The following is a 20,856-nucleotide window of genomic DNA, read 5'->3' on the forward strand; positions in this document are numbered from 1 at the left end:
ACAGAATGATGTCGGTTGCGGATCTGCATTATTTTGCGTTCAGAGCTTGATGTTCGGGTTTTCGTCTGCATTTTGTTGCAGATTTAGGCACTCTGTTCAACTTGAGATGCACTATATTGCATCCATCAGCAACAAAAGCTCTGTTGAAATGCATTTAAATGCAGGTGGGAAAGCATGTACGACCTGACCTTACAGATATTCACGGCGGGTAAATGGCAAGACGCGATGATTCTGAGTTTCGACGATCCTGAAAAGGGTTTCGAGAGTCGCTGCAGTTTTGGCTACGAAACGGCCTACCTTGCTGAAAATATTGAAGCCATAGGTTCACCGTTTTCCAAGGCCGTGAGTGCGTTGTATCCACTGGATTGGGACGGTCGCCGTTCCAAAACGCCGGCATTCGTGCACGACATTGCCCCCGCGGGGGCAGCCAAACGCTTTTTGCTTGCGCGTCTAGGTCAAGAAAAACCGGCGAACATCAGCGCCGATTTATATCTGCTCGGTCGCAGCACGCCAGCCCCTATCGGCAATATGCGCATAAAAGAGTCGGCCGAGGCTGTCGATGAGCGCAAGCCAATCGGATTCAAGCGTGAGGATGTCATCCAGCGTGACAACCGCTTTCTCGAATATGCCTATGAACTGGGTGCGGCAATCGGTGGAGCTACGGGCGCGGGTGGTGAGGCGCCGAAGCTTTTATTGGCCGAGAACAAGGCTGGTCTCCTGTATCCCGATGCCGTATTGGATGACGACGAAGTCAGGCAGCACTGGTTTGTGAAATTTGCCAGAAACAGAGGCGGTCTGACCGATCAAGACATCCTGCGAAGCGAATTCCATTACTACAAGGCGCTTCAGAAGCTCGGCATTGAAACGATCGCGGCCGAAGGCTTGGCACTGGAAGAAGCGAACAAGCCAAGTTTGTGGATGCAGCGTTTTGATCGCACGGTGAGCGATGGCGAAGTAAGCCGCTTGGCTGTCGAATCGATTTACTCGTTGGCTCAAGTGACGACGCCGGGAAGTGCGATGAACCATATGGAGGTCATCCACATGCTCGCCGGGCTCTGGCGCAGAGCAGGGCAGGCCAGCCAGATACCCACTCTTGTGACGGACTACTTACGCCGGGATCTGATCAATAAAATCCTTGGTAACTCGGATAACCATGGTCGTAACACCGCGATCATTCGGCAGGCAAACACCTTTCGCCTAGCGCCGATTTATGACCTGGCGCCTATGGTCATGGATGACGAAGGCGTGACCCGTACGACCAAATGGCCAAGAGATCTGGAGAGGGCGGGAGACGTCGATTGGCGTGGTGTGTGCCGCGCATTGGCGGACATTGCTGAACCGGATGACCCATTGGCAGCGTTATGTGATGCGCCGTCTCTTTTCGAACGACTGCGCGAAGATGCCCAACGTCTGGCGGCGCTGCCCGACATACTGACGGCCAGTGGTTTGCCCGACAAAACAATGAATCACCCAGGCATTCATCTGAAAAATCTGGAGCAACGCTTGAAAGAGTGGGATCTGCAATGAGCATGACGGTTGCCGAGCGCACAGTGCTCATCGAAAACATTCAAGAGGCTCTCGCGCAAGGAACACTGGAGATTGGTGAGGCCGTTCGCCGTTTGCGCGTCGAAGTGACGGGGCTGCATCAGACCCAGTTTGCCAAGATGTGCAAGATATCGGTGCGTACGCTGGTACATATCGAACACGGCGAGGGCAACCAGACACTTAAATCGTTGAATGCAGTGTTTCGTCCGTTTGGCCTGAAAATGGGCGTTGTGCGGGTACGCCGAGAGCCCCATTAAAACCTGACGCAGCCCGCAATGTGCCGGTCGTCCTAGCTCCGCCGCACGTAAGCCTTACCGTAATGCCGCTCCATCCGCGCCTGAATCAACTCCAGGCCAATCGACATCAGCCAGTAGATGATCGCCGCCGTCGTCAGCATTTCGATGTAGCGGTAGCTTGAGCGCCCATAAGACTGAGCGAGAAACATCACTTCCCAGACGCCCATCACCGAGATCAGTGACGAGTCCTTGAGCATCGAGATGAACTGGTTGGTCGTGGGCGGGATGATCGTGCGCATGGCTTGCGGCAGGGTGATGCGCCAGAAAATCACTGTCTCGCGCATCCCCAGGTGCCAGCGAAGCTTCGCGCTGGCCGTGGTCGACCCCGAGGATGCCGGCGCGGAAGATTTCACTGAGATAGGCGCCGTAGTTCAACGACAGGGCAATGATGCCCGCGACAATGGCGCCAGGCACGATACCCAGTTGCGGCAAGCCCAGGTAGATCAGCAGGATCTGGATAAGCAGTGGCGTGCCGCGAAAGAACGAGGTGTAAAAACTGGCGATGCCGAACGCCACGGCGCTTTTCGACAGACGTGCCAATGCCGTGATGAAGCCCAGCAGGGACGAGGCGACAATCGAGCACATACACAGGAAAAGCGTCAGCGCTGCACCCTGCAAGAAGCCGTTGGGCGCCAGGTGCAGGCCAACCAGATTGGGCAGTTTGTCGAGGATGATCGAGAACTTCAGGTCGAAGCTCAGGAAGAACCCGGCGAACAGGCAGAACAGCGCTGCCCAGGTCAGGTACAGCCGCGTACGAAAACCGAACATCCGTTGCAGGCGAGTTTCAGCCACCGGTTGCGGTGGCTGGGGAGGTGTCGGGAAAGAAGTCATTGGCTGATATCAGCGCCGATCCATTTTTGCGACAGCTTGCTCAGGGTGCCGTCCTGCTTCAGTTGCGCGAAGACTTCACGCACCTTGGCGTCCCATTGCGCGTCACCCTTTTCGATGGCCACCGAGTTCGGCTCCGAGTACAGCGGCGCGCCGGCCAGTTTGAAGCGTTTGTCTTGGTTCAGACGTGGCTGCGCGGTGACGAGGTTGGTGAGGATCGCATCCAGGCGCACGCCGGCGCCCAGGCCCAAATCCTGGAAGGCGACGTTGTCGGTATCGTACGGCGCGATCTGCACGTCTTCGAACGGGTACTGCAACTGCGTGTCTTCGGCGCCTTCAATGACCAGGTTTTTGTTCAGATAACTTTCGTAACTGGACGCGCTGGTGAGGCCGACTTTTTTGCCACTCAGATCCTTGGCATCGTGAATCCGCTCATCCTTGGCGTTGACCACGATCACCGCTTGCGAAGCGTAATACTCGACCGGGAAATCGAACACTTCGGCGCGGGCTTTGCTCGGCGTCATCGAGCAGATGCAGATATCGTAGCGACCGCTCCAGCGGCCGGCGGCAATGACGTCCCAGGACGGCGTTTCCAGTCGTAGCTTGACGCCTAACTTGTCAGCCACAGCCTTGGCGACATCAACGTCGAAGCCATCAAGCTGATTCTGGTCATTGAGAAACGAGAACGGTGGATAGCTTTCCATCAGCACACCGACCAGCTCTTTTTTCTGCTCGATACGATCCAGCGTGGCGCCAGCGAAGGCTTGAGTGGAAGCGGCCAGAATCGTCAGGCCCAGGGCCAGTAGCGGTTTAAATTTCACAGTCGATCCCTGGGTAAAAAAGAGGTTGTTTTTAACGGAATGGTGCGTATTAAATAGTTATAAGAACGACTCTGATAGTGAGTTATTTTCATAAGCATATGAGTGAAAAGCATATGGGCGCAGGCAGCACGATTATTCTCGATGGCGGCATGGGCCGTGAGTTGCAGCGCGCCGGTGCGCCATTTCGTCAGCCCGAGTGGTCGGCGCTGGCGTTGAGCGAGGCGCCGCAAGCGGTTGAGGCGGTGCATGCCGCTTACATCGCCAGTGGCGCCAATGTGATTACCACCAACAGTTATGCCGTGGTGCCGTTCCATATTGGCGAAGCGCGTTTCGCCGCTGAAGGGCAGGCGCTGGCCGCGTTGGCCGGTGAGTTGGCGCGACGCGCGGTGCAGTCCTCGGGAAAATTCGTACGGGTAGCTGGCTCATTGCCGCCGCTGTTTGGCTCTTATCGTCCGGATCTGTTCGAGGCCGCGCGAGTGACCGAGTTGCTGGCGCCCTTGGTCAATGGCCTGGCACCGCACGTTGATCTGTGGCTGGCGGAAACCCAGAGTTCGATCATCGAGGCGCGCGCCATTCGCGCCGGGTTGCCGAAGGATGGCAAACCGTTCTGGTTGTCATTCACCTTGAAGGACGAAGACACCGATGAAGTGCCGCGCCTGCGCTCTGGAGAGCCAGTCGCCGAAGCGGCGGCGGTGGCAGCTGAGTTGGGTGTCGATACGTTGTTGTTCAATTGCAGTCAGCCGGAAGTGATTGGTGGCGCGATTGATGCGGCGCGTGCAACCTTCGAGCGTCTGGGGGTGAAGATAAACATTGGTGCTTACGCCAATGCGTTTCCGCCGCAGCCAAAAGAAGCCACGGCCAATGATGGACTTGATCCGCTGCGCGAGGATCTGGATCCGCCGGGTTATTTGCACTGGGCGATTGACTGGCAGCAGCGCGGTGCGAGCCATTTGGGCGGATGCTGCGGGATCGGGCCGGAACACATTGCGGTGCTGGCGCAAAAGCTAGGCTGAAATAGATCAAAAGATCGCAGCCTGCGGCAGCTCCTACAGGATGAGCGTCAATCCCGTGTAGGAGCTGCCGCAGGCTCGGGCCGCGTTCGGACGATCTTTTGCTTTGACGATTTAACTACGGCATTCGACCAAGCCTTTCACCTGCCCGTCGGGCGTCTGATTTTCATCTGACAGCCACTGCTCGAACCCTGCCGCAATCGCCGGCCACTCGCCATCCAGAATCGAGTACCACGCAGTGTCGCGGTTCTGGCCTTTGACCACCATGTGCTGGCGGAATACGCCTTCGAAGCTGAAACCCAAGCGCTCGGCGGCGTACTTGGAGCGGGCGTTGCCGTTGTTGCATTTCCATTCGAGGCGGCGGTAGCCGAGGTCGAAGGAGTGCTTGGCCAGCAGGTACACCGCTTCGGTGCTTCTCGACGAGCGCTGCATTGGCGCGCCGAAGGTGACGTGGCCGATCTCGATGCGGCCCTGGGCCGGGACGATCGACATCAGGCTGAGGATGCCTTGCACCTGAGCGCTGGCGCGGTCGATGACAGCGAAGAAATACGGGTCGCTGGCGGCCGCGTGGTTGTTCAGCCAAGCGTCGAAAACGCTGCGTTCCGGGAACGGGCCGTAGGGCAAGTAATCCCAGAGTTTCGGGTCGGCGCCGGGGCCTTCGAGGGCGGCGAACAGCTCGTCACCGTGGCGCGCCGGGTCTAGTCTTTCCAAGCGAATGAAACGGCCTTCAAGCAATGTGGCGGTGGGGGCGGGGACGCCTTTCCAGTCAGCGAGTGATGCGGTCATGTACGCGTCTCCTTAAATGGCTTTGCGAAACTGGATGAAGCCCGGGCGTTCGGCGATGCGCTCATAGAGCTGGATCGCGGTGGCGTTGGATTCGTGGGTCAGCCAGTGCACTTTGCCGCAGCCGTCAGCCTTGGCGGTGGCGTAGACGTGTTCGATCAACAGGCGGCCGACGCCGGTGCCACGGGTCTCGGGGATCACCAGCAGGTCTTGAAGGTAGCAGGAGTTTTCGATGCTCCAGTTCGAGCGATGGTAGATGTAATGCACCATGCCCACGGCTTTACCGTCGGCCCAGGCCAATGCCGCGTGGGTCGGTTCGCTTGGGTCGAGAAAACGCTGCCAAGTGCTGTGCGTCACAGCTTCCGGCAGTTCGGTGTTGTAGAACCGCAGGTAGGCCTGCCACAGCGGCAGCCACGCGGCGTGGTCGGCGGCGCTGGCCGGGCGAATGTCGATCTGACTCATGGTGATTTCCTTAGCGCATCAATCGGGCGAGGTTTTGATCGTTGATTTCGGGGCTGGCAGCGAGGCCTTCGCGCACGCCGGCAATGTCTTCGGCGCTGCGGTTCTGGCTGAGCTTGCGCTTGCCTTCGAGACGGTCGATGGGAATGGCGAAACCGACGATGGCCTTGAGCATGCCGTCGATGTAATCGGCGGGCGCATCGGCAACTGACCACGGTTGTGCGCGGCCGGCTTCATGGCGGTCGGTGAGGGTGCTGACGATGTCGAGCAGGCGCCCGCCGTCGCTGAAGGTTTCGGCGTGGCCATAGGCATGCACGGCGATGTAGTTCCAGGTCGGCACGACTTTGCCGTGTTCGGCCTTGCTCGGGTAAAAGCCCGGGCTGACGTAGGCGTCGGCACCGGCAAAAATCAGCATGGCTTCGGCGCCGTCGCGCAGGTCTTTCCATTGTTGATTGGCGCGGGCCAAGTGCCCGTACAGCGTGCCGTAGTCACCTTGTTCGCAATGCAGCAGCACCGGCACATGGCTGGCTTGCAGGCCATTTTCGCCGTGAGTTACCAGAATGGCGAGGCGGGTGGCGAGAATCAGCTCGTGCAGTTGTGTCAGGTCTTCGATGGCAAAGGCGCGTGGCGTGTACATGGACAGATTTTCCTTGGCGAATGCCTGCATCGTAGGCAGGCTATTGGTCTGTTGTAAGATCCATTGATGACCAATTTCATAGGTCCATTGCCATGCCCGATTCGCCAACGTTATCCATGCCCTTCAACCCTGCGGGTATCGAGCTTGATCGCCGCCAGGGTTTGAGTCGGCAGCTCTATCAGGCGTTGCGCCTACGGGTACTGGACGGGCGGCTGGCGAGTGGCACGCGGTTGCCGGCCAGTCGCGATCTGGCGGCGGCGTTGGGGATCTCCCGCAACAGCGTGGTGCGCGCCTACGATCAACTGTATGCCGAAGGCTTTATCGAAGGGCGGGTAGGGGATGGCACCTACGTCGCACAATTGATGCCGGTAGCGAGCCCTGCGAAAAAATTATCCACAAAAGTATCCACAGGGTTTTCAACAGGCTTACCCACAGCCTTATCCACAAATTGGCTGGATTTACCTGTAATTTCATCCAGTAAAGTTATCCACAGCGATAGTTTTTCGCGCATCGAAAAGAACCATTTGGCCCGGCCACCGAGTGGTCCGCCACGAGCATTCAGGGTGGGTGTTCCGGCGTTTGATCTGTTCCCGTTCGAGGTGTGGGCCAAGCTGAATGCGGCTTTCTGGCGAAAACCGGATCTGGAGCAACTGTGTTACGGCGATCCGTCCGGCGACGCGCGTCTGCGCGCCATGATCGCCGCCTATCTGCGCAGTTCACGCGGCATGCAGTGTTCACCTGAGCAAATTGTGATCACCAGCGGCGCACAACAGGGCATTAGCCTTTGTGCACAGTTGCTGGTGGAACCGGGCGATGCTGTGGCGATCGAGAATCCGGGCTACCGCGCGGCTGGTCATGCGTTCGCTGTGGCCGGGGCTCGTTTGCACGGTATTGCCGTGGATGAAGAGGGCATGGATTGCTCAGCGCTGTCGGCCACCGGGGATTGTCGGGTGGCGTATGTCACTCCCTCACATCAGTACCCGACCGGCGTGGTGATGAGCTTGGCGCGACGCCTGGAACTGCTCGCCTGGGCCGAGCGTTGCCAAGGCTGGATCGTCGAGGATGACTACGATGGCGAGTACCGCTACACCGGTGCACCGCTGGCGCCGTTGGCGGCACTCGATCGACAGGGCCGGGTGCTGTATGTCGGCACCTTTGGCAAGGTCGCGTTTCCGGCATTGCGCCTCGGTTATCTGGTGCTGCCCCCGGCGCTGGTCGATGCATTCTCGCAACGCCGGGCCGTGGATGTCCGCCATTCCGAGGTCAGTACCCAAGCGGTGATGGCCGAATTCATGGCCGCCGGGCATTTTCAGCGGCATATCCGGCGCATGCGCCGCGCTGCGCTGAGCCGGCGCAATGCCTTGCTCGACGGCTGGCCAAGCGTGATTGCCGGCGTCGGCGATTTGCCTGCGGTCTCGGCCGGACTGCACTTGACCTTGGCGGTCGACAGCATCGAACGCGAGCGGCAATTGATCGAACAAGCCGCCCGCGCCGACGTGGAGATCAATGGTCTGAGCAGTTACTGGCTGCCGGATTCCACGGCGCCGCTGGATCAGCGTGCCGGACTGGTCCTGGGCTTCGCCGCCGTGCCTGAGCCTGCGATCAACTCGGCGCTGACCCGGTTGCGACAGGCGTGGCAGGTGTGAGAAACAGCGCTCGCGCGGACTTGTCGGAAATGCCGCTGCGATGAATATTGATCAGCGCCTGATTATTCAAAAAGCGTGGTTCGTAGGCACCGCCCATCAACCGTTGTGCAACGGTTTTCATATGGCCCACCGGGAACGGCGTGACCGGTGCTTGCGCGCTGCTGTAATGAAAATGTGCGTAACACAACACCTTGTGGGTATGGGCATCGCCTATAGCGTATTCGTCGAGAAAGTCCCGGGCCTGACCTTTGAGGCGACGCCGAGTCACGGTCTGTGAAATCGTCACTTCGCCCATGTCCTTCAGCCACTGAACCCCGGCCGCCGTCGGTGGTTGTTGTTTGACCATCCGGATCCGGGTGCTGGTGCCTTTTGCATCAAGGGCGTTGGCAGCCTCGTCAAGTTTGTGGCTGAGCGCTTCAGTCGGTCTCTTCAGATCGGCGGTCAGGTTACTGCGGGTCAAGGCTTCGTCGATGGCCGCATTGGCTTCGCGCAACGTGGCGGCATGCCGCTGGTATTGCTCTTCAATCTCGACGGGAATCCGTGGTCCTCGTTTGAGCTGGGCTTCGATACGCCGGTGGAAGGCTGCCAAACCGTCGAGCAGGGCCTGACCTTCACGGATACCGATATTCAAAGTGGGATTGGTCTTGGGTGGCTTGGGTTTGGCGGTGCGCTGCTCGACCCAGACGCCGGGTGACTCCTCCTTGAATGTTGCGATGACCCCCGTCAGGACGGTGCGCACTTCCACCAGATCGTTCTGTCGGCCTTCGAGGCTCTTTTTGCGTTCGCCGACCAGCGTGCCTCTGGATCTGGTTTTGATGATCTGGCGCGCAGATGACGATTTGGCGGCCCGTCTGGATGGGCCGGGCTGCGGCTCCAGCAAGTGACTATAGCGCAGCAGTTCGACCAGCTTCACATCCGTGCGGGCCTTGAACTCGATAACCCGACTGCGCACATGCTCCAGCCGTTCGGTGTTGATCTGGTTGGCGTAGTCGATCAGCAGATCGCCAAAGCGTTGGTCGACAGCGGTAAATTGTTCGGCAACCTTGTTCAAGGCATCCGTGCGTTCGCGCAGCCTGTCCAGGCTTTCGTCGGCGGTCAGGTTCAGCGTGCTCTGGATATTCAGTGCCGCATCCTCGATGAGGACGCCCAGCGCCTGATGGGCGTTGGCGTCAGTCGCCGTGCTCCAGGCCTTGATGCAGATCTCCTGGCCGAGACTGATCTGCAACAGCTTGAGGTCGTCCAGATCGTATTTGGGCAATGCCTTGCGGTAGGTATTGATGACCTTGACCGCTTTTTTCCCCAGCAAGGCCAGTTCTTCAAAACGGCTCTGGGCCGACTCCATTTTTTCAATGATGGCCTGGGTTTGCTCGTTCATTCGCTCGAAGGTCTGAATAAATACCTCGGGGGCGAAACGGCTTTCGTCGGCCAGCATCGCTTGCATGCTTTTGAGGTTTGCCTGGAAATCCGTGGAATGCAGGTCAAGCCATTCCTGCCCGAGAAACAATTGCATCTCCAGTCGCTGGATCATGACGGTGCGGTAATTGATAATGGGTTCTTTGTTATTCAACGCCTTGATCTTTTCGATGCTCGTACCGTACGCCTCGAGCTGTGAGCCGAGCGTATCCAGATACCGCTGACGGGCCTGCGCGCGGGCGGGCGGTAGTGCATCGTTGAGCGCAGTGTGGTCGGCATCACGCTGGACCTGTTTGGCTTTCATCGTCAAATCGAACGCGCTGATCTCGCGAGTCAACTGGCTTGCGTCCATTTCATTGATGTCCTGGACCACTTTGAGGGCGCTGTCGAGCCCGCCGCCGCGCAGACGCAATCGAAGGTCGATCACCCATTGTCCGTTGGCGGTGCGACTCAGCATCGGCCCCTTACGCAACGTTGGCTGACGAGAGTCGACAATCTGCACGTCTGCGTGTTCATTGAGCACGACTTCGAACCAGCGCATGCCCACAGGGGCGAACCATTGTTTCTGGCGGGGGTAGAGGTGCTGATGCGTGCCCTCGCTGGCCGCCTCGCCGAGCCCTCTGGGTTTAGCGATCTGAAAACTGTCGAGCACCTGGGACAGTGCGGTGGGAGATCGTTTCAGTGCGGTAAAGGGATTGATCGACATTTCGTGAAGGCCGGGCAGTGCGCTGCTGGAGACGTCCGCCAACTGCACGGGTTGGGTGACCACGGCAACGGTTTTTACGCTCGGCGCGGGTTCCTGGGTTGTTATCAATTCGTTTCGCGGTGCCTCGCCAACCGCTGCACGATGGGCCAGCACCATGCCCAGCGCCAGAAGAATGTCAGTCAGCGCGCTCCAGGCGATCCTGCCGGATTGTTCATTGGCGACGTCGCTGACCTCTTGCAGGTCGTCCATGATCTGCCAGATCCACGCGGCTGTGCCGACACTGCGTCCGAGGAATGGCAAAGCGGCGTTGAACACCATCCAGCCACCGCTTTTAAGCGAAGCCCAACGCGCTTCCGCATCGGAAACCGATTGCCGATCGGCTTGAGTTATGACGGCCTGGACGTTGCTGTTGTGCAGCGTTGCCAGGACATTCTGCTCAATGGCTGCCTTACCCAGCGCGATGGGGCCGGACATGTCCAGGGCTGTCGTGGGGTTGACCAGCAATTGCGGGATCGTCCATACCGAAGGCAGTCGGCCGGTGAAGACGAACTGGCTGTAGTTGAAGCGCACGTCGTCCGGCAACCAGGCGAGGACCGATTCGCACAACTGGCGAGACTGCTGAATCTCGTAAAGCAGGTTGGCGTGGGAGGGAAACTGCATCAGCACCCTCTCGAACAGTGGGCGATACAGTACGCACGGGCCTTGGTCCGCGTCGCGCGGGCCGATGACAAACATGTTTTCGACGGTGTCCGCTCCTGAGCGGCTGCGATGGGCAACGAACGCCAGCGGGCGAATGACGATTTCTTCGTGATCGACATGACGCTCATCGCCGGTGCTGGACAGCGCCGCAACGACATAGCGGTAACCCTGCTCGGTGATGCCGTCCTTGCCTTGTATTTTGTGTTGTAACGCCAAGAGCGGCAGTTCAATAGGCAACTGGCTGGTGTAGAGCCCTCGCAGTGCCAAGGCTTGCTCTGTGTCTTCGATCAGCAGGTTTCTCAGGTGCGCCGGGTAGCTCTCGCCGATATCGACAGTACGCACCAGTTGTTCCAGATAGCTTGCGGTCATCCAGTCAGGCAACGTGCCGCCATCCTTGTAACGGACGGTTTTATTGCCCAGTGGCTGCCCGGCAAGGTTCTGCAGGGCGAGTTCAATCAGCGACAGCGTCTGGGTCTGGGTATTGCCCGGCAACACAAACGTGCCCCAGACCACCAGACTGGTGATACTGATTTCGATGTCATCAATGCTCACCTCGCCGGCCTTGGGATGATCCTTGAGCATCTCTTGTTTCAAGGCATCGCGGGTAAACGCCTGCAGGCTGATGACTTCGCTCTGGAATGATTTGCCCTTGTTTGTGTGTTGCACCATGGTCAGGTCGAGTAAATGTCGGCTGTAACGGGTCTGATCGGCAGGCGCTGCGTTGTCGAGCCAGGGTGGCAGCATCGGACGCAGGCGTTCGATGTTGGGTTTGAGTCGCGGTGGCGGTTCTCGAGGATCGCCGACCGTTCCGGTGTGCGGGTAGAGCGCGTTCAAGCTTGAGCCTTGGAAAAAATTGATCGCACCGAGGGCGTCGGCTTCCAGAGCAATCAACGTACAGGCCTGATAGTCGAAGAAATTGCCTTGCGGTTCGACCAGTCGCCATTTCAAGCCGGTGCCGGAGGCCTCTTTCCAGTAGCGACGCGGCAGGGCCTTGCCCAGTTCATCCAGGGAGTCGAAGGCCTCGAATCCCTGGATCACCGAGTGGGTCATGATCAGCGTGCGCTCGTCGGCGGTGCCAATCAGAACCGCCGTGTCGAGCAGGGTCAGATGGCTTTGTTCGTCGCCCTCGCCCCGGTCCAGATCAATCAGACAGGCGCGGGTTTTGTATTTGTCGGTGGGCAGGCGCTGATTTTTCTCTGGATGCTGGTAAACCGCAGCGACTATGGCCCGCTGATCGGCATCCCAGTCGGGACTGGCCTCGACGCCCCACAGATTGCGCAGGGCTTGTGACATTTGCTGCCAGCGCGGTTGCCCGGGGTAGGTGAAATCGTCCCAGTAATTGACCTGCTGTTCCTTGTAGGCAATGAACAACAGCGGTGCCAGTTGATTGAGCAGTTTGCCGACGGCGCTGATTTTTACCGGCAGCTGGATGGCTGCGGATTGGTCGGGTTGCAAGGTCAGATAATGTTCGCCGTCGAGGTACGTCACGGTGCTGCCGGAGAGGCCCAGGCGCACGAGTGTGTCGGTCAGCGACTCGATCCGGTGGCGACCGGGGACGACCTCATCCACCTCGATGACCCAGGTCGGTCTCACGACCATGGCCAGCTGTGGGTCGATTTCCAGGTCTGGATACAAGGTCTTGAGCGCCGGGCGCAACGTTTTCGAGGCGACTTCTCGCAGCGAAGGGCCGGTCACCAGTTGGGTCAAGACGTCGACGGCGCTGGGCGATGGGATTTCGGGCATTGGCAACACCTGCACTGATGGGCGCGCGCCGGGATGGCGGCGAATCCGGGCAAGGTAGAGGCAGGCGGCGGGAGGCGTGCGGTAGATAAATATCGCGGGCCAAAAAAGACCCGCACCGGCGGGTCTGGTGTTGTGTGTCTGGCTAAAATTCGTTTATTGCTCGAACCCTTCGAGCACGTTCACCGCATTGATGCCGATTTCTTCCACGGCGTAACCGCCCTCCATGACAAACAGCGTCGGTTTGCCAAGGGCGGCAATGCGCTTGCCCATCGCCAGATAATCCGGGCTGTCGAGTTTGAACTGCGAAATCGGATCGTCCTTGAAGGTGTCGACGCCGAGCGACACGACAATGACGTCGGCGCCATAGCGATCGATCTCGTCGCAGGCCTGATCCAGTGCCGCACTCCACACGTCCCATCCGGAGCCGGCGGGCAGCGGGTAATTGAAGTTGAAACCTTCACCGGCAGCGTCGCCATGCTCATCGTCGTAGCCGAGGAAAAACGGGAACTCCGCTTCCGGATGACCGTGGATCGAGGTGAACAGCACGTCGCTGCGCTCGTAGAAAATCGACTGGGTACCGTTGCCGTGGTGATAGTCGACGTCGAGGATCGCGACCTTCTGGTGGCCCTGATCGAGGAAGGCCTGCGCGGCGATGGCAGCGTTGTTGAGGTAGCAATAACCGCCCATCAGATCGCTGGCGGCGTGGTGTCCCGGTGGACGGCAAAGGGCGAAGGCAGCGCGCGCGCCACGCTGGATTTCTGCTTGCGCGGTCAGCGCAACTTGCGCCGCGCTGTACGCCGCTTGCCAGGTACCGGCGGTGATCGGCGCACCGCCGTCGAAGCTGTAATAGCCGAGCTGGCCGTGCAGGCTGGACGGTTTGATTGCACGCAGGGTGCGCGCCGGCCAGGTGTAGGGCAGCAAGTCACCGTCAGTATTGAATTCAGTCCAGCGCGCCCACGCACCTTTGAAAAAGTCGAGATAGTCTTGGCCGTGGATGCGGGCGATCGGCTCCAGACCGAAATCCTTCGGTGCCTCGACCGGGCCGAGGTTCTGGTTTTTCACGCGTTGCAGCACATGGTCGGCGCGCGAGGGCATCTCGAAACACGGCTTGAGCTGGCCATCGATGAGTTCGCAGCGGCCATGGTGCAGGTGGTGATCGTCCGAGTAGATCGTCAGCATTTGTTGTTCTCCGCAGGGCTGATTCGGTTGCCCACAGTGTTGCGGCGTGAAGCGAATCGGAGAACGGCAGGAAAGGCCAAAAGGGGATGGATCTGGCCAAAAATCATGACCGCAATTCGCCCCTTCTTCAGGCCCTGAACTGGCTTGGAGCCACACCACTCCAGCGCACAAAGGCATGACGAAAGCTCGCGGTCTCGCTGAAGCCAAGGGTTTCGGCGATGCGATAAATCGGCAACTGGTCCTCACACAACATCTGCTTCGCCCTTTCGAAGCGCAGTTCATCGAGCAGTTCCTGATAGCTGCTGCCCATGTCCTTGAGATGCCGGCGCAAGGTGCGCGGCGAGCACTTCATCTGCTGCGCCAGACCTTCCAGTCCCGGCGCGGCGTTGAGTTGGGCGCTGAGCAATTGGCGGATGCGCCCCAGCCATGCCTGACGCCCGGTGAACTCAAGATTCTGTTTGCGGCAACGTTCGGTCATGGCTTGATGGGTGATGAGATCGGCTAGCGGCAGCGGTTGATCGAGCCAGTGACGGTCGAAGGCAAAGGCGTTGTCCTTGGCGGCGAAGTGCAGCGGGCTGTCGAAGTGCTCGGCGTAACTGTCACGATAGTCCGGCGCGGCGTACTCGAACCGCGTCGCGAGCAAGGGCAGCGGATGCCCGAGCAAGTCATCGCAAATGACTTTCAACGACACCAGGCAGAACTCGGCATTGAACACCGCCATCGACGGACTCTCGCGATAGTCGGCGGCGACGAACCAGACGCGCTCGCCGTCGTCTTCCAGACTCAGCTCGAAAAGTGTTCCCAACAGCGCCGGATAACGGATCGCCAGACGCAAAGCGTCACCGAAGGTGGCACAGGTCAGCAGGGCGTAACCGAGGATGCCGTAGCAGGAAACATGCATGCGCCGGCCCAGTTCCAGACCGATATCGTGCTTGAGTGCGACCGCGTTGGCGCAGACCTGCATCTCCTGATTGGTGGTGATGCGGGTGTCGGCCCGGTGCAAGTCCGCGACACTGATGCCGCTACCGGCGAGCAGCGCCTCGCTCGACAGGCCTTCGGCCTTGAAGGTGTTGAGGATCAGCGAGACGGCATTAAGGGTGGTGAGGTGGGAGTGGAGCATAAGATCTTCCAGCCTTGAGATGGCTGGAACGCAGCAAGTTGCATGCCGCAGTAGCCCCTCACCCCAGCCCACTCCCAAAGGGAGAGGGGGCCGATTGGGGGATATTGAAGAGATACGCCGACGTGAAAAAACTGTGCCGAATCCATAATCGACACTTTTTTTCAGGTCGGCGTATAGCGCAAGACACTAAAGTCGGTTCCCTCTCCCTCCGGGAGAGGGCTAGGGTGAGGGCCATTCCAGAGCCTTGCTCAGAGCAACTCACCACACAAATCCAGTTCGATCAGCTGACGCACTTCAGCGGTTTCCAGCCCTGCACCGAGCAACCCGTGCAACTTGCCAAACGCCGCCTCACGGGTCATGCCGCCACCGGACAACACGCCAACACCGCGCAAGCGACTGCCCGCCTCATACACATCCAGCTCAACGCCACCCTCATGGCATTGCGTCACGGCAACCACCACCACACTGTTATCCCGTGCGCGGCCAAGGCTTGCCAGAAACTCAGGGTTGTCGCTCGGCCCGGTGCCGCTGCCGTAGCACTCCAGCACCAGACCTTGAATGCCGCTGTCGAGCAGACCATCGAGCACTTCGGCACTGATACCCGGGAACAGTGGCAGCACCGCAACCTTGACCAGTTGTTTCGGCTGGTTGTAGTTCAACGATGCTGGAATCGAAGAGGCTTTGACACCGCCGCCCTGACGCTCCAGACGCTTGAACGGATGACGGCCGAAGCTGCGCACTTTCGCGCAACGGGTCGGCGCCAGCAGTTCGCCGTGGAAGTACAGATGCACGCCCGGCGCCAGACCTTGGCCGAGGGCAACCAGCGCACCGCCGAGGTTTTCCCAGGCATCGCTGTCGGTGACACCGGCCGGCAGCATCGAACCGGTGAAGCAAACCCGCGCATGCAGGCCGAGCAACTGGAAACTCATCGCCGCCGCGCTATAGGCCAGGGTGTCGGTGCCGTGCAGGATCAGCACGCTGTCGCAGCCTTGCACATCCACGGCATCGACCACCGCTTCACGCAGTTGCTGCCAGTAGGCCGGGGTCATGTTGGCGCTGTCGATCAGCGGCGACATCTCGCGAAAGCGCCACTGCGGCACAACGAGTTCAGGCTGGCTGTGCAGGTAGTCGCGCATCCGCGCTTCGAAACCGGACGCCGGGGCCAGACCATTGGCGCTGGCCTGCATGCCGATGGTGCCACCGGTGTAGAGCACCATGACGTGTTGGGCGGCGGGGTAGGTCGACGAATTCATGGGGATTCTCCGAAAGGATGAGGTCCTTGTAGGAGTGAGCCTGCTCGCGATGGCGGTTCATCATTCAACATTGATGTTGGCTGAAAGACCGCTATCGCGAGCAGACTCGCTCCTACAAGTTATTGCACCACAATAACTGACGGGCGCTGGGGATGCGCCCGTCATTCACCTGTCAGCGTTGCGCTGCAGGTACGCCTTGCGGCTCGGCTTCGGTCTTGTCGGCAGCGGCAGACGGATTGGTCGGCCAGGCCTTCAGGTCGAGGTCCAGATCGGCAAATTTGCTCGAGTCGAACACTGGCTGCTTGACGCCGGCGCGGCGCTGCCCGTCGTAGTCGCGCATTACGCGCATGCCGACCTTGAACAGCATGGCCAGAGCCACGAGGTTGACGAAGGCCAGGCAGGTCATGGTGATGTCGGCGAAGGCGAACACGGTCGATAGGTCCTGCATCGAACCCCATACCACCAGCGCCAGCACCAGACCGCGGAAAATCATCAGCGCGGCGCGGTTGCGGGTGAGGAACTGCAGGCTGTTTTCGCCCAGGTAGTAGTTGTAGAGGATGCAGGTGAAGACGAACAGCGACAGCGCGACGCTGACGAACATGCGACCCCAGTCACCGACCACAGCGGCCAGCGAGTTCTGGGTCAGGACGATGCCGTCACCTTCGAAGCCCGGGGTGTAGAAGCCCGACAGCAGGATCAGCAGCGCGGTGCAGGTGCAGATCACGAAAGTGTCGAGGAACACGCTGAAAGCCTGAACCACGCCCTGCGCGCCCGGGTGCTTCACGGCGGCCACGGCGGCGACGTTCGGCGCACTGCCCAGACCCGCTTCGTTGGCGAACACGCCACGCTTCACGCCCATGACGATGGCGCTGCCGAGCAGACCACCAAAGGCCGGATCGAGGCCGAAGGCGCTCTTGAAGATGGTTTCCAGCATGGCTGGCACATGTTCGATCTGGGTACCGATCACGTACAGGGTTACGCCGATATAGGCGAGGGTCTTGATCGGCACCAGCAGGTCGGACACCGAGGCGATGCGCTTGATGCCGCCGATGAAGGTGATGGCCAGCAGCACCGCCAGGACGATACCGGTGTGTTGTGGGTTGAATTCAAAGGCGTTCTGCAGCGAGTGGGTCACGGTGTAGGACTGCAGGCCAATGAAGGCAAAGCCGTAGGTGACCAGTAGCAGAACGGAGAACACCACCGCCATGCCTTTGAGCTTCAGGCCGTGCTGGATGTAGTAGGCCGGGCCACCACGGTACAGGCCGTCGCCATCGGCGCGCTTGTAGACCTGGGCCAGGGTGCATTCGAAGAAGCTGCTGGACATGCCGACCAGTGCGGTCACCCACATCCAGAACACCGCACCCGGACCACCGAGGGTCACGGCAATGCCGACACCGGCGATGTTGCCTGCACCCACTCGGCCGGCAAGGCTGAGCATCAGAGCCTGGAACGAGCTGAGTTGCCCGGCGCTGCCCTTTAGGCTGTCGCGGAACACCGCGAACATGTGGAAGAAGTGGCGCAATTGAACGAAACGCGAGCGAATCGTGAAGTAGCTACCGAGCCCGACAATGAGCACGATCAGTACTTTCCCTGAGAGGAAGTCGTTAATGACTTCGAGCATGGATTTTTCCTCGCTGTTTATTGTGTAAGCAAATACTGGATGGAAGAAACATCGTGTTACACCGGTGCGCGCACGGCACGACAGGTGAGGCGAAGGTTTCGTCCGGTTCCATTTCGCGGGTTTGTTATTAGTTCGGGTTTCGCATGGGTTATGGCCTCGTTACCGACGACCGCTCACGCGAAGAGGGGCGGCACTATACCGATCAGTGACGCGCCCGTCTGCACGGTAGTGGTGCAAGCGACAAAACGAGGGTGCTGCAAGATCAAAAGATCGCAGCCTTCGGCAGCTCCTACAGGTGTACGTCAATCAATGTAGGAGCTGCCGAAGGCTGCGATCTTGGCGGTATCAAATACACAAAACATTTAACGTCCTGCCCGCGAAGAAGTTAAAAAAAAGGGCTTGGGGACTAAATCCCCAAGCCCTCAAAAGGTGAGAGGTGTCTAGTCCCTCGACCTGGTGAGCGGTGCTACAAGTAACGTGTCGGCTCAGGCTTTGAGCGGAACCAGACGCGGAGCAATCATGTTTTCCGGGCGCAGGATGTCGGCGAGCATGGCTTCGTCGAGCAGACCTTCTTCGCGCACCAGTTCCAGTACGCCGCGGCCGCTTTCAAGGGCGAGGCCGGCGATACGGGTGGCGTTTTTGTAGCCGATGTACGGGTTCAGAGCGGTGACCAGACCGATCGAGTGTTCGACCAGTTCACGGCAGCGTGCTTCGTTGGCGGTGATGCCGACGATGCAGTGCTCGCGCAGCATGTCCATGGCGCGTTGCAGCAGGCGGATCGAATCGAAGATCTTGAAAGCGATCAGTGGCTCCATCACGTTCAGCTGCAGTTGGCCGCCTTCGGCTGCCATGGTCAGCGCCAGGTCGTTACCGATGACCTGGAAAGCAACCTGGTTCACAGCTTCCGGAATTACCGGGTTGACCTTGCCGGGCATGATCGAGCTGCCTGGCTGACGCGCTGGCAGGTTGATTTCGTTGATGCCGGTGCGTGGGCCGCTGGACAGCAGGCGCAGGTCATTGCAGATCTTCGACAGCTTGACCGCAGTGCGCTTGAGCATGCCGGAGAACAGTACGAAAGCGCCCATGTCGGAAGTCGCTTCGATCAGGTCGGCGGCTGGAACCAGCGGTTGACCGCTGATCAGTGCCAGACGCTGAACAGCCAGCGCTTGATAACGCGGGTCGGCGTTGATGCCGGTACCGATCGCAGTGCCACCGAGGTTCACTTCAGTCAGCAGTTCCGGGGCCAGCGTCTTCAGACGGGCCAGGTCTTCGCCCATGGTGGTGGCGAAGGCACGGAATTCCTGGCCGAGGGTCATCGGCACGGCGTCTTGCAACTGGGTACGGCCCATTTTCAGGACGTGATCGAATTCTTTGCCCTTGGCCGCGAACGCCTGAATCAGGCTGTCGAGGCTGGCCAGCAGGGTGTCGTGACCGAGTAGCAGGCCCAGGCGGATCGCCGTTGGGTAGGCGTCGTTGGTCGACTGCGCCATGTTGACGTCGTCGTTCGGGTGCAGGAACTGGTACTCGCCTTTCTGGTGACCCATTGCTTCGAGCGCAATGTTGGCGATCACTTCGTTGGCGTTCATGTTGGTGGAAGTACCGGCGCCACCTTGAATCATGTCGACCACGAACTCTTCGTGGTAATCACCGCGGATCAATCGGGCACAGGCTTCGCTGATGGCCGCGTGCTTGGCTTCGCTCAGGTGACCCAACTCGCGGTTGGCGTCAGCAGCGGCCTGTTTGACCATTGCCAGGCCGACAACCAGTTTCGGGTAATGCGAAATCGGAACGCCGGAGAGGCGGAAGTTGTTCACCGCTCGCAGGGTCTGGATGCCGTAATACGCTTGAGCCGGTACTTCGAGGGCGCCAAGCAGGTCGTTTTCTGTGCGGAAAGATGCAGCGGAGGACATGATAGAAATCATCTCGATATGGACCCGGTCTGTGCCGGAACGCTGCGAATGCTAGGCTTGTGGGAAATTTTGGGCCAATGCTGTTCAGCACTGCCCTATGCACATTCGGCATAATGCCCGTGTGACGCCGCGTGCGCGGCAGACGTGTGACCTGTTTTGGTGCGTGTCCGGGAGGACGTGATGAATCTGGAAAGCAAATGGCTCGAGGACTTCAGTGCTCTGGCCGCCACCCGTAGCTTCTCGCAGGCCGCTGAGCGACGCTTCGTGACCCAGCCGGCGTTCAGTCGGCGGATCCGCAGTCTGGAGGCTGCACTGGGGCTGACTCTGGTCAATCGCTCGCGCACGCCGGTCGAACTGACGGCAGCGGGGCAGTTGTTTCTGGTGACCGCGCGCACGGTGGTTGAACAGCTCGGTGAAGTGCTGCGCCATTTGCATCATCTGGAAGGCGGGCAGGGCGAAGTGATGCAGGTCGCTGCGGCTCACTCGCTGGCGCTGGGCTTTTTCCCGCGCTGGATCGCGCAGTTGCGTAATGAAGGCTTGAATATTGCCACGCGGTTGGTCGCGACCAACGTTGGCGATGCGGTGCATGCGTTGCGTGAGGGTGGCTGCGATCTGATGCTGGCGTTCTATGACCCGGATGCGGCGATGCAGATGGATCCGGAGATTTTCCCGTCGCTGCATTTGGGCCAGACCGAGATGCTGCCGGTGTGCGCAGCAGATGCTGATGGCAAGCCGTTGTTCGATCTGGAAGGAGAGGCCAGTGTGCCGTTGCTGGCCTACAGCGCCGGGGCTTTCCTCGGCCGTTCCGTAAACGGTTTGCTGCGCCAGCGTCAGTTGCGTTTCACGACGATCTACGAAACCGCCATGGCCGACAGCCTGAAAAGCATGGCGCTGGAAGGCTTGGGCATTGCCTGGGTGCCGCAACTGAGCGTGCGTGCTGAGCTGGCGCGTGGTGAGATGGTGGTCTGCGGTGGCCCGCAATGGCATGTGCCGCTGGAGATTCGCCTGTACCGTTGCGCCTTGGTGCGTAAAGCCAACGTGCGCCTGCTGTGGCGCAAGCTCGAGGGTGGCGCTGCACAAGCTTCCTGAGCCTACGCGGACCCCTTGTAGGAGTGAGCCTCTCGCGATAGCGTCAGCACATTCAGCGACGATGTGACTGACACACCGCCATCGCGAGCAGGCTCACT

At 59.7% G+C, this 20,856-nt stretch carries 15 protein-coding genes and 1 pseudogene; 5 read left to right on the plus strand and 11 right to left on the minus strand.

Features of this window, described 5'->3' with window-relative positions:
* Positions 1-174: 174 nt before the first annotated feature.
* Both ACOYXE_RS22960 and ACOYXE_RS22965 read left to right on the plus strand, forming a co-directional pair.
* Entirely contained in the window at positions 175-1,527 is a 1,353-nt protein-coding gene (locus ACOYXE_RS22960; protein WP_460926698.1) for a type II toxin-antitoxin system HipA family toxin, read from the plus strand.
* On the plus strand, positions 1,524-1,802 hold the full coding sequence (locus ACOYXE_RS22965) for a helix-turn-helix domain-containing protein (protein ID WP_150793866.1): 279 nt from the start codon (positions 1,524-1,526) through the stop codon (positions 1,800-1,802). Before ACOYXE_RS22960 ends, ACOYXE_RS22965 begins: the two co-directional genes overlap by 4 nt.
* 32 nt (positions 1,803-1,834) lie before the next feature.
* Here ACOYXE_RS22965 and ACOYXE_RS22970 read toward each other — a convergent pair.
* A pseudogene (locus ACOYXE_RS22970) lies at positions 1,835-2,672 on the minus strand (amino acid ABC transporter permease).
* Positions 2,669-3,490: an ABC transporter substrate-binding protein gene (locus tag ACOYXE_RS22975; protein ID WP_460926699.1), complete on the minus strand. Its 822-nt coding sequence runs from the start codon at positions 3,488-3,490 to the stop codon at positions 2,669-2,671. The pseudogene ACOYXE_RS22970 and the gene ACOYXE_RS22975 overlap by 4 nt, the downstream one beginning before the upstream one ends.
* A 113-nt stretch (positions 3,491-3,603) precedes the next feature.
* On the opposite strand from ACOYXE_RS22975, the gene ACOYXE_RS22980 reads away from it, so the two are divergent.
* Positions 3,604-4,503: a homocysteine S-methyltransferase family protein gene (locus tag ACOYXE_RS22980; protein ID WP_405122630.1), complete on the plus strand. Its 900-nt coding sequence runs from the start codon at positions 3,604-3,606 to the stop codon at positions 4,501-4,503.
* 111 nt (positions 4,504-4,614) lie between these two features.
* On the opposite strand, the gene ACOYXE_RS22985 is transcribed toward ACOYXE_RS22980, so the two are convergent.
* From ACOYXE_RS22985 to ACOYXE_RS22995, 3 genes are read right to left on the minus strand one after another with little or no spacing between them, the layout of a single operon-like run.
* Positions 4,615-5,286, minus strand: a complete 672-nt coding sequence (locus tag ACOYXE_RS22985; protein WP_160059972.1) for a GNAT family N-acetyltransferase — start codon at positions 5,284-5,286, stop codon at positions 4,615-4,617.
* A 12-nt stretch (positions 5,287-5,298) separates the two neighbouring features.
* Entirely contained in the window at positions 5,299-5,745 is a 447-nt protein-coding gene (locus ACOYXE_RS22990) for a GNAT family N-acetyltransferase (protein ID WP_460926700.1), read from the minus strand.
* A gap of 10 nt (positions 5,746-5,755) precedes the next feature.
* The gene (locus tag ACOYXE_RS22995) at positions 5,756-6,379 is read right to left on the minus strand and encodes an FMN-binding negative transcriptional regulator (protein WP_160059970.1); all 624 of its coding nucleotides are present in this window, start codon (positions 6,377-6,379) and stop codon (positions 5,756-5,758) included.
* Between the two features lie 92 nt (positions 6,380-6,471).
* Between ACOYXE_RS22995 and pdxR the strand changes: the two genes are divergently transcribed.
* Positions 6,472-8,025 (plus strand): MocR-like pyridoxine biosynthesis transcription factor PdxR, encoded by a 1,554-nt coding sequence (gene pdxR, locus ACOYXE_RS23000; protein WP_160059969.1) that lies wholly within the window; start codon positions 6,472-6,474, stop codon positions 8,023-8,025.
* Here the strand turns inward: pdxR and ACOYXE_RS23005 are convergent.
* The 6 genes from ACOYXE_RS23005 to aspA all read right to left on the minus strand — a co-directional run bounded on the left by ACOYXE_RS23005 (position 7,982) and on the right by aspA (position 19,669).
* The gene (locus ACOYXE_RS23005) at positions 7,982-12,586 is read right to left on the minus strand and encodes a dermonecrotic toxin domain-containing protein (protein WP_460926701.1); all 4,605 of its coding nucleotides are present in this window, start codon (positions 12,584-12,586) and stop codon (positions 7,982-7,984) included. The two genes, pdxR and ACOYXE_RS23005, sit on opposite strands and share 44 nt — an antisense overlap.
* Before the next feature lie 153 nt (positions 12,587-12,739).
* The gene (locus ACOYXE_RS23010; protein ID WP_460926702.1) at positions 12,740-13,765 is read right to left on the minus strand and encodes a histone deacetylase family protein; all 1,026 of its coding nucleotides are present in this window, start codon (positions 13,763-13,765) and stop codon (positions 12,740-12,742) included.
* 127 nt (positions 13,766-13,892) lie between these two features.
* Positions 13,893-14,885: an AraC family transcriptional regulator gene (locus ACOYXE_RS23015; protein WP_160059966.1), complete on the minus strand. Its 993-nt coding sequence runs from the start codon at positions 14,883-14,885 to the stop codon at positions 13,893-13,895.
* Between the two features lie 248 nt (positions 14,886-15,133).
* Positions 15,134-16,138, minus strand: coding sequence for an asparaginase (locus ACOYXE_RS23020; RefSeq protein WP_160059965.1), 1,005 nt, complete (start codon positions 16,136-16,138; stop codon positions 15,134-15,136).
* Between the two features lie 172 nt (positions 16,139-16,310).
* Positions 16,311-17,759: an alanine/glycine:cation symporter family protein gene (locus tag ACOYXE_RS23025; protein ID WP_160059964.1), complete on the minus strand. Its 1,449-nt coding sequence runs from the start codon at positions 17,757-17,759 to the stop codon at positions 16,311-16,313.
* Positions 17,760-18,244: 485 nt separating this feature from the next.
* A complete protein-coding gene (gene aspA / locus ACOYXE_RS23030) occupies positions 18,245-19,669 on the minus strand; it encodes an aspartate ammonia-lyase (protein ID WP_122596765.1) in 1,425 nt (474 codons plus the stop codon).
* A gap of 180 nt (positions 19,670-19,849) precedes the next feature.
* On the opposite strand from aspA, the gene ACOYXE_RS23035 reads away from it, so the two are divergent.
* Positions 19,850-20,758, plus strand: coding sequence for a LysR substrate-binding domain-containing protein (locus tag ACOYXE_RS23035; protein WP_460926703.1), 909 nt, complete (start codon positions 19,850-19,852; stop codon positions 20,756-20,758).
* The last annotated feature ends 98 nt before the right edge of the window (positions 20,759-20,856 follow it).

The sequence above is a fragment of the Pseudomonas sp. MC6 genome (assembly GCF_054790575.1).

What these genes read in the sequence shown, in the direction of transcription:
- pdxR (WP_160059969.1), top strand. Translation starts at nt 6,472, where the DNA reads ATGCCCGATTCGCCAACGTTATCCATGCCCTTCAACCCTGCGGGTATC.
- ACOYXE_RS23035 (WP_460926703.1), top strand. Translation starts at nt 19,850, where the DNA reads ATGAATCTGGAAAGCAAATGGCTCGAGGACTTCAGTGCTCTGGCCGCC.
- ACOYXE_RS22960 (WP_460926698.1), top strand. Translation starts at nt 175, where the DNA reads ATGTACGACCTGACCTTACAGATATTCACGGCGGGTAAATGGCAAGAC.
- aspA (WP_122596765.1), bottom strand. Translation starts at nt 19,669, where the DNA reads ATGTCCTCCGCTGCATCTTTCCGCACAGAAAACGACCTGCTTGGCGCC.
- ACOYXE_RS23010 (WP_460926702.1), bottom strand. Translation starts at nt 13,765, where the DNA reads ATGCTGACGATCTACTCGGACGATCACCACCTGCACCATGGCCGCTGC.
- ACOYXE_RS22965 (WP_150793866.1), top strand. Translation starts at nt 1,524, where the DNA reads ATGAGCATGACGGTTGCCGAGCGCACAGTGCTCATCGAAAACATTCAA.
- ACOYXE_RS23025 (WP_160059964.1), bottom strand. Translation starts at nt 17,759, where the DNA reads ATGCTCGAAGTCATTAACGACTTCCTCTCAGGGAAAGTACTGATCGTG.
- ACOYXE_RS22980 (WP_405122630.1), top strand. Translation starts at nt 3,604, where the DNA reads ATGGGCGCAGGCAGCACGATTATTCTCGATGGCGGCATGGGCCGTGAG.
- ACOYXE_RS23005 (WP_460926701.1), bottom strand. Translation starts at nt 12,586, where the DNA reads ATGCCCGAAATCCCATCGCCCAGCGCCGTCGACGTCTTGACCCAACTG.
- ACOYXE_RS22990 (WP_460926700.1), bottom strand. Translation starts at nt 5,745, where the DNA reads ATGAGTCAGATCGACATTCGCCCGGCCAGCGCCGCCGACCACGCCGCG.
- ACOYXE_RS23020 (WP_160059965.1), bottom strand. Translation starts at nt 16,138, where the DNA reads ATGAATTCGTCGACCTACCCCGCCGCCCAACACGTCATGGTGCTCTAC.
- ACOYXE_RS23015 (WP_160059966.1), bottom strand. Translation starts at nt 14,885, where the DNA reads ATGCTCCACTCCCACCTCACCACCCTTAATGCCGTCTCGCTGATCCTC.
- ACOYXE_RS22985 (WP_160059972.1), bottom strand. Translation starts at nt 5,286, where the DNA reads ATGACCGCATCACTCGCTGACTGGAAAGGCGTCCCCGCCCCCACCGCC.
- ACOYXE_RS22995 (WP_160059970.1), bottom strand. Translation starts at nt 6,379, where the DNA reads ATGTACACGCCACGCGCCTTTGCCATCGAAGACCTGACACAACTGCAC.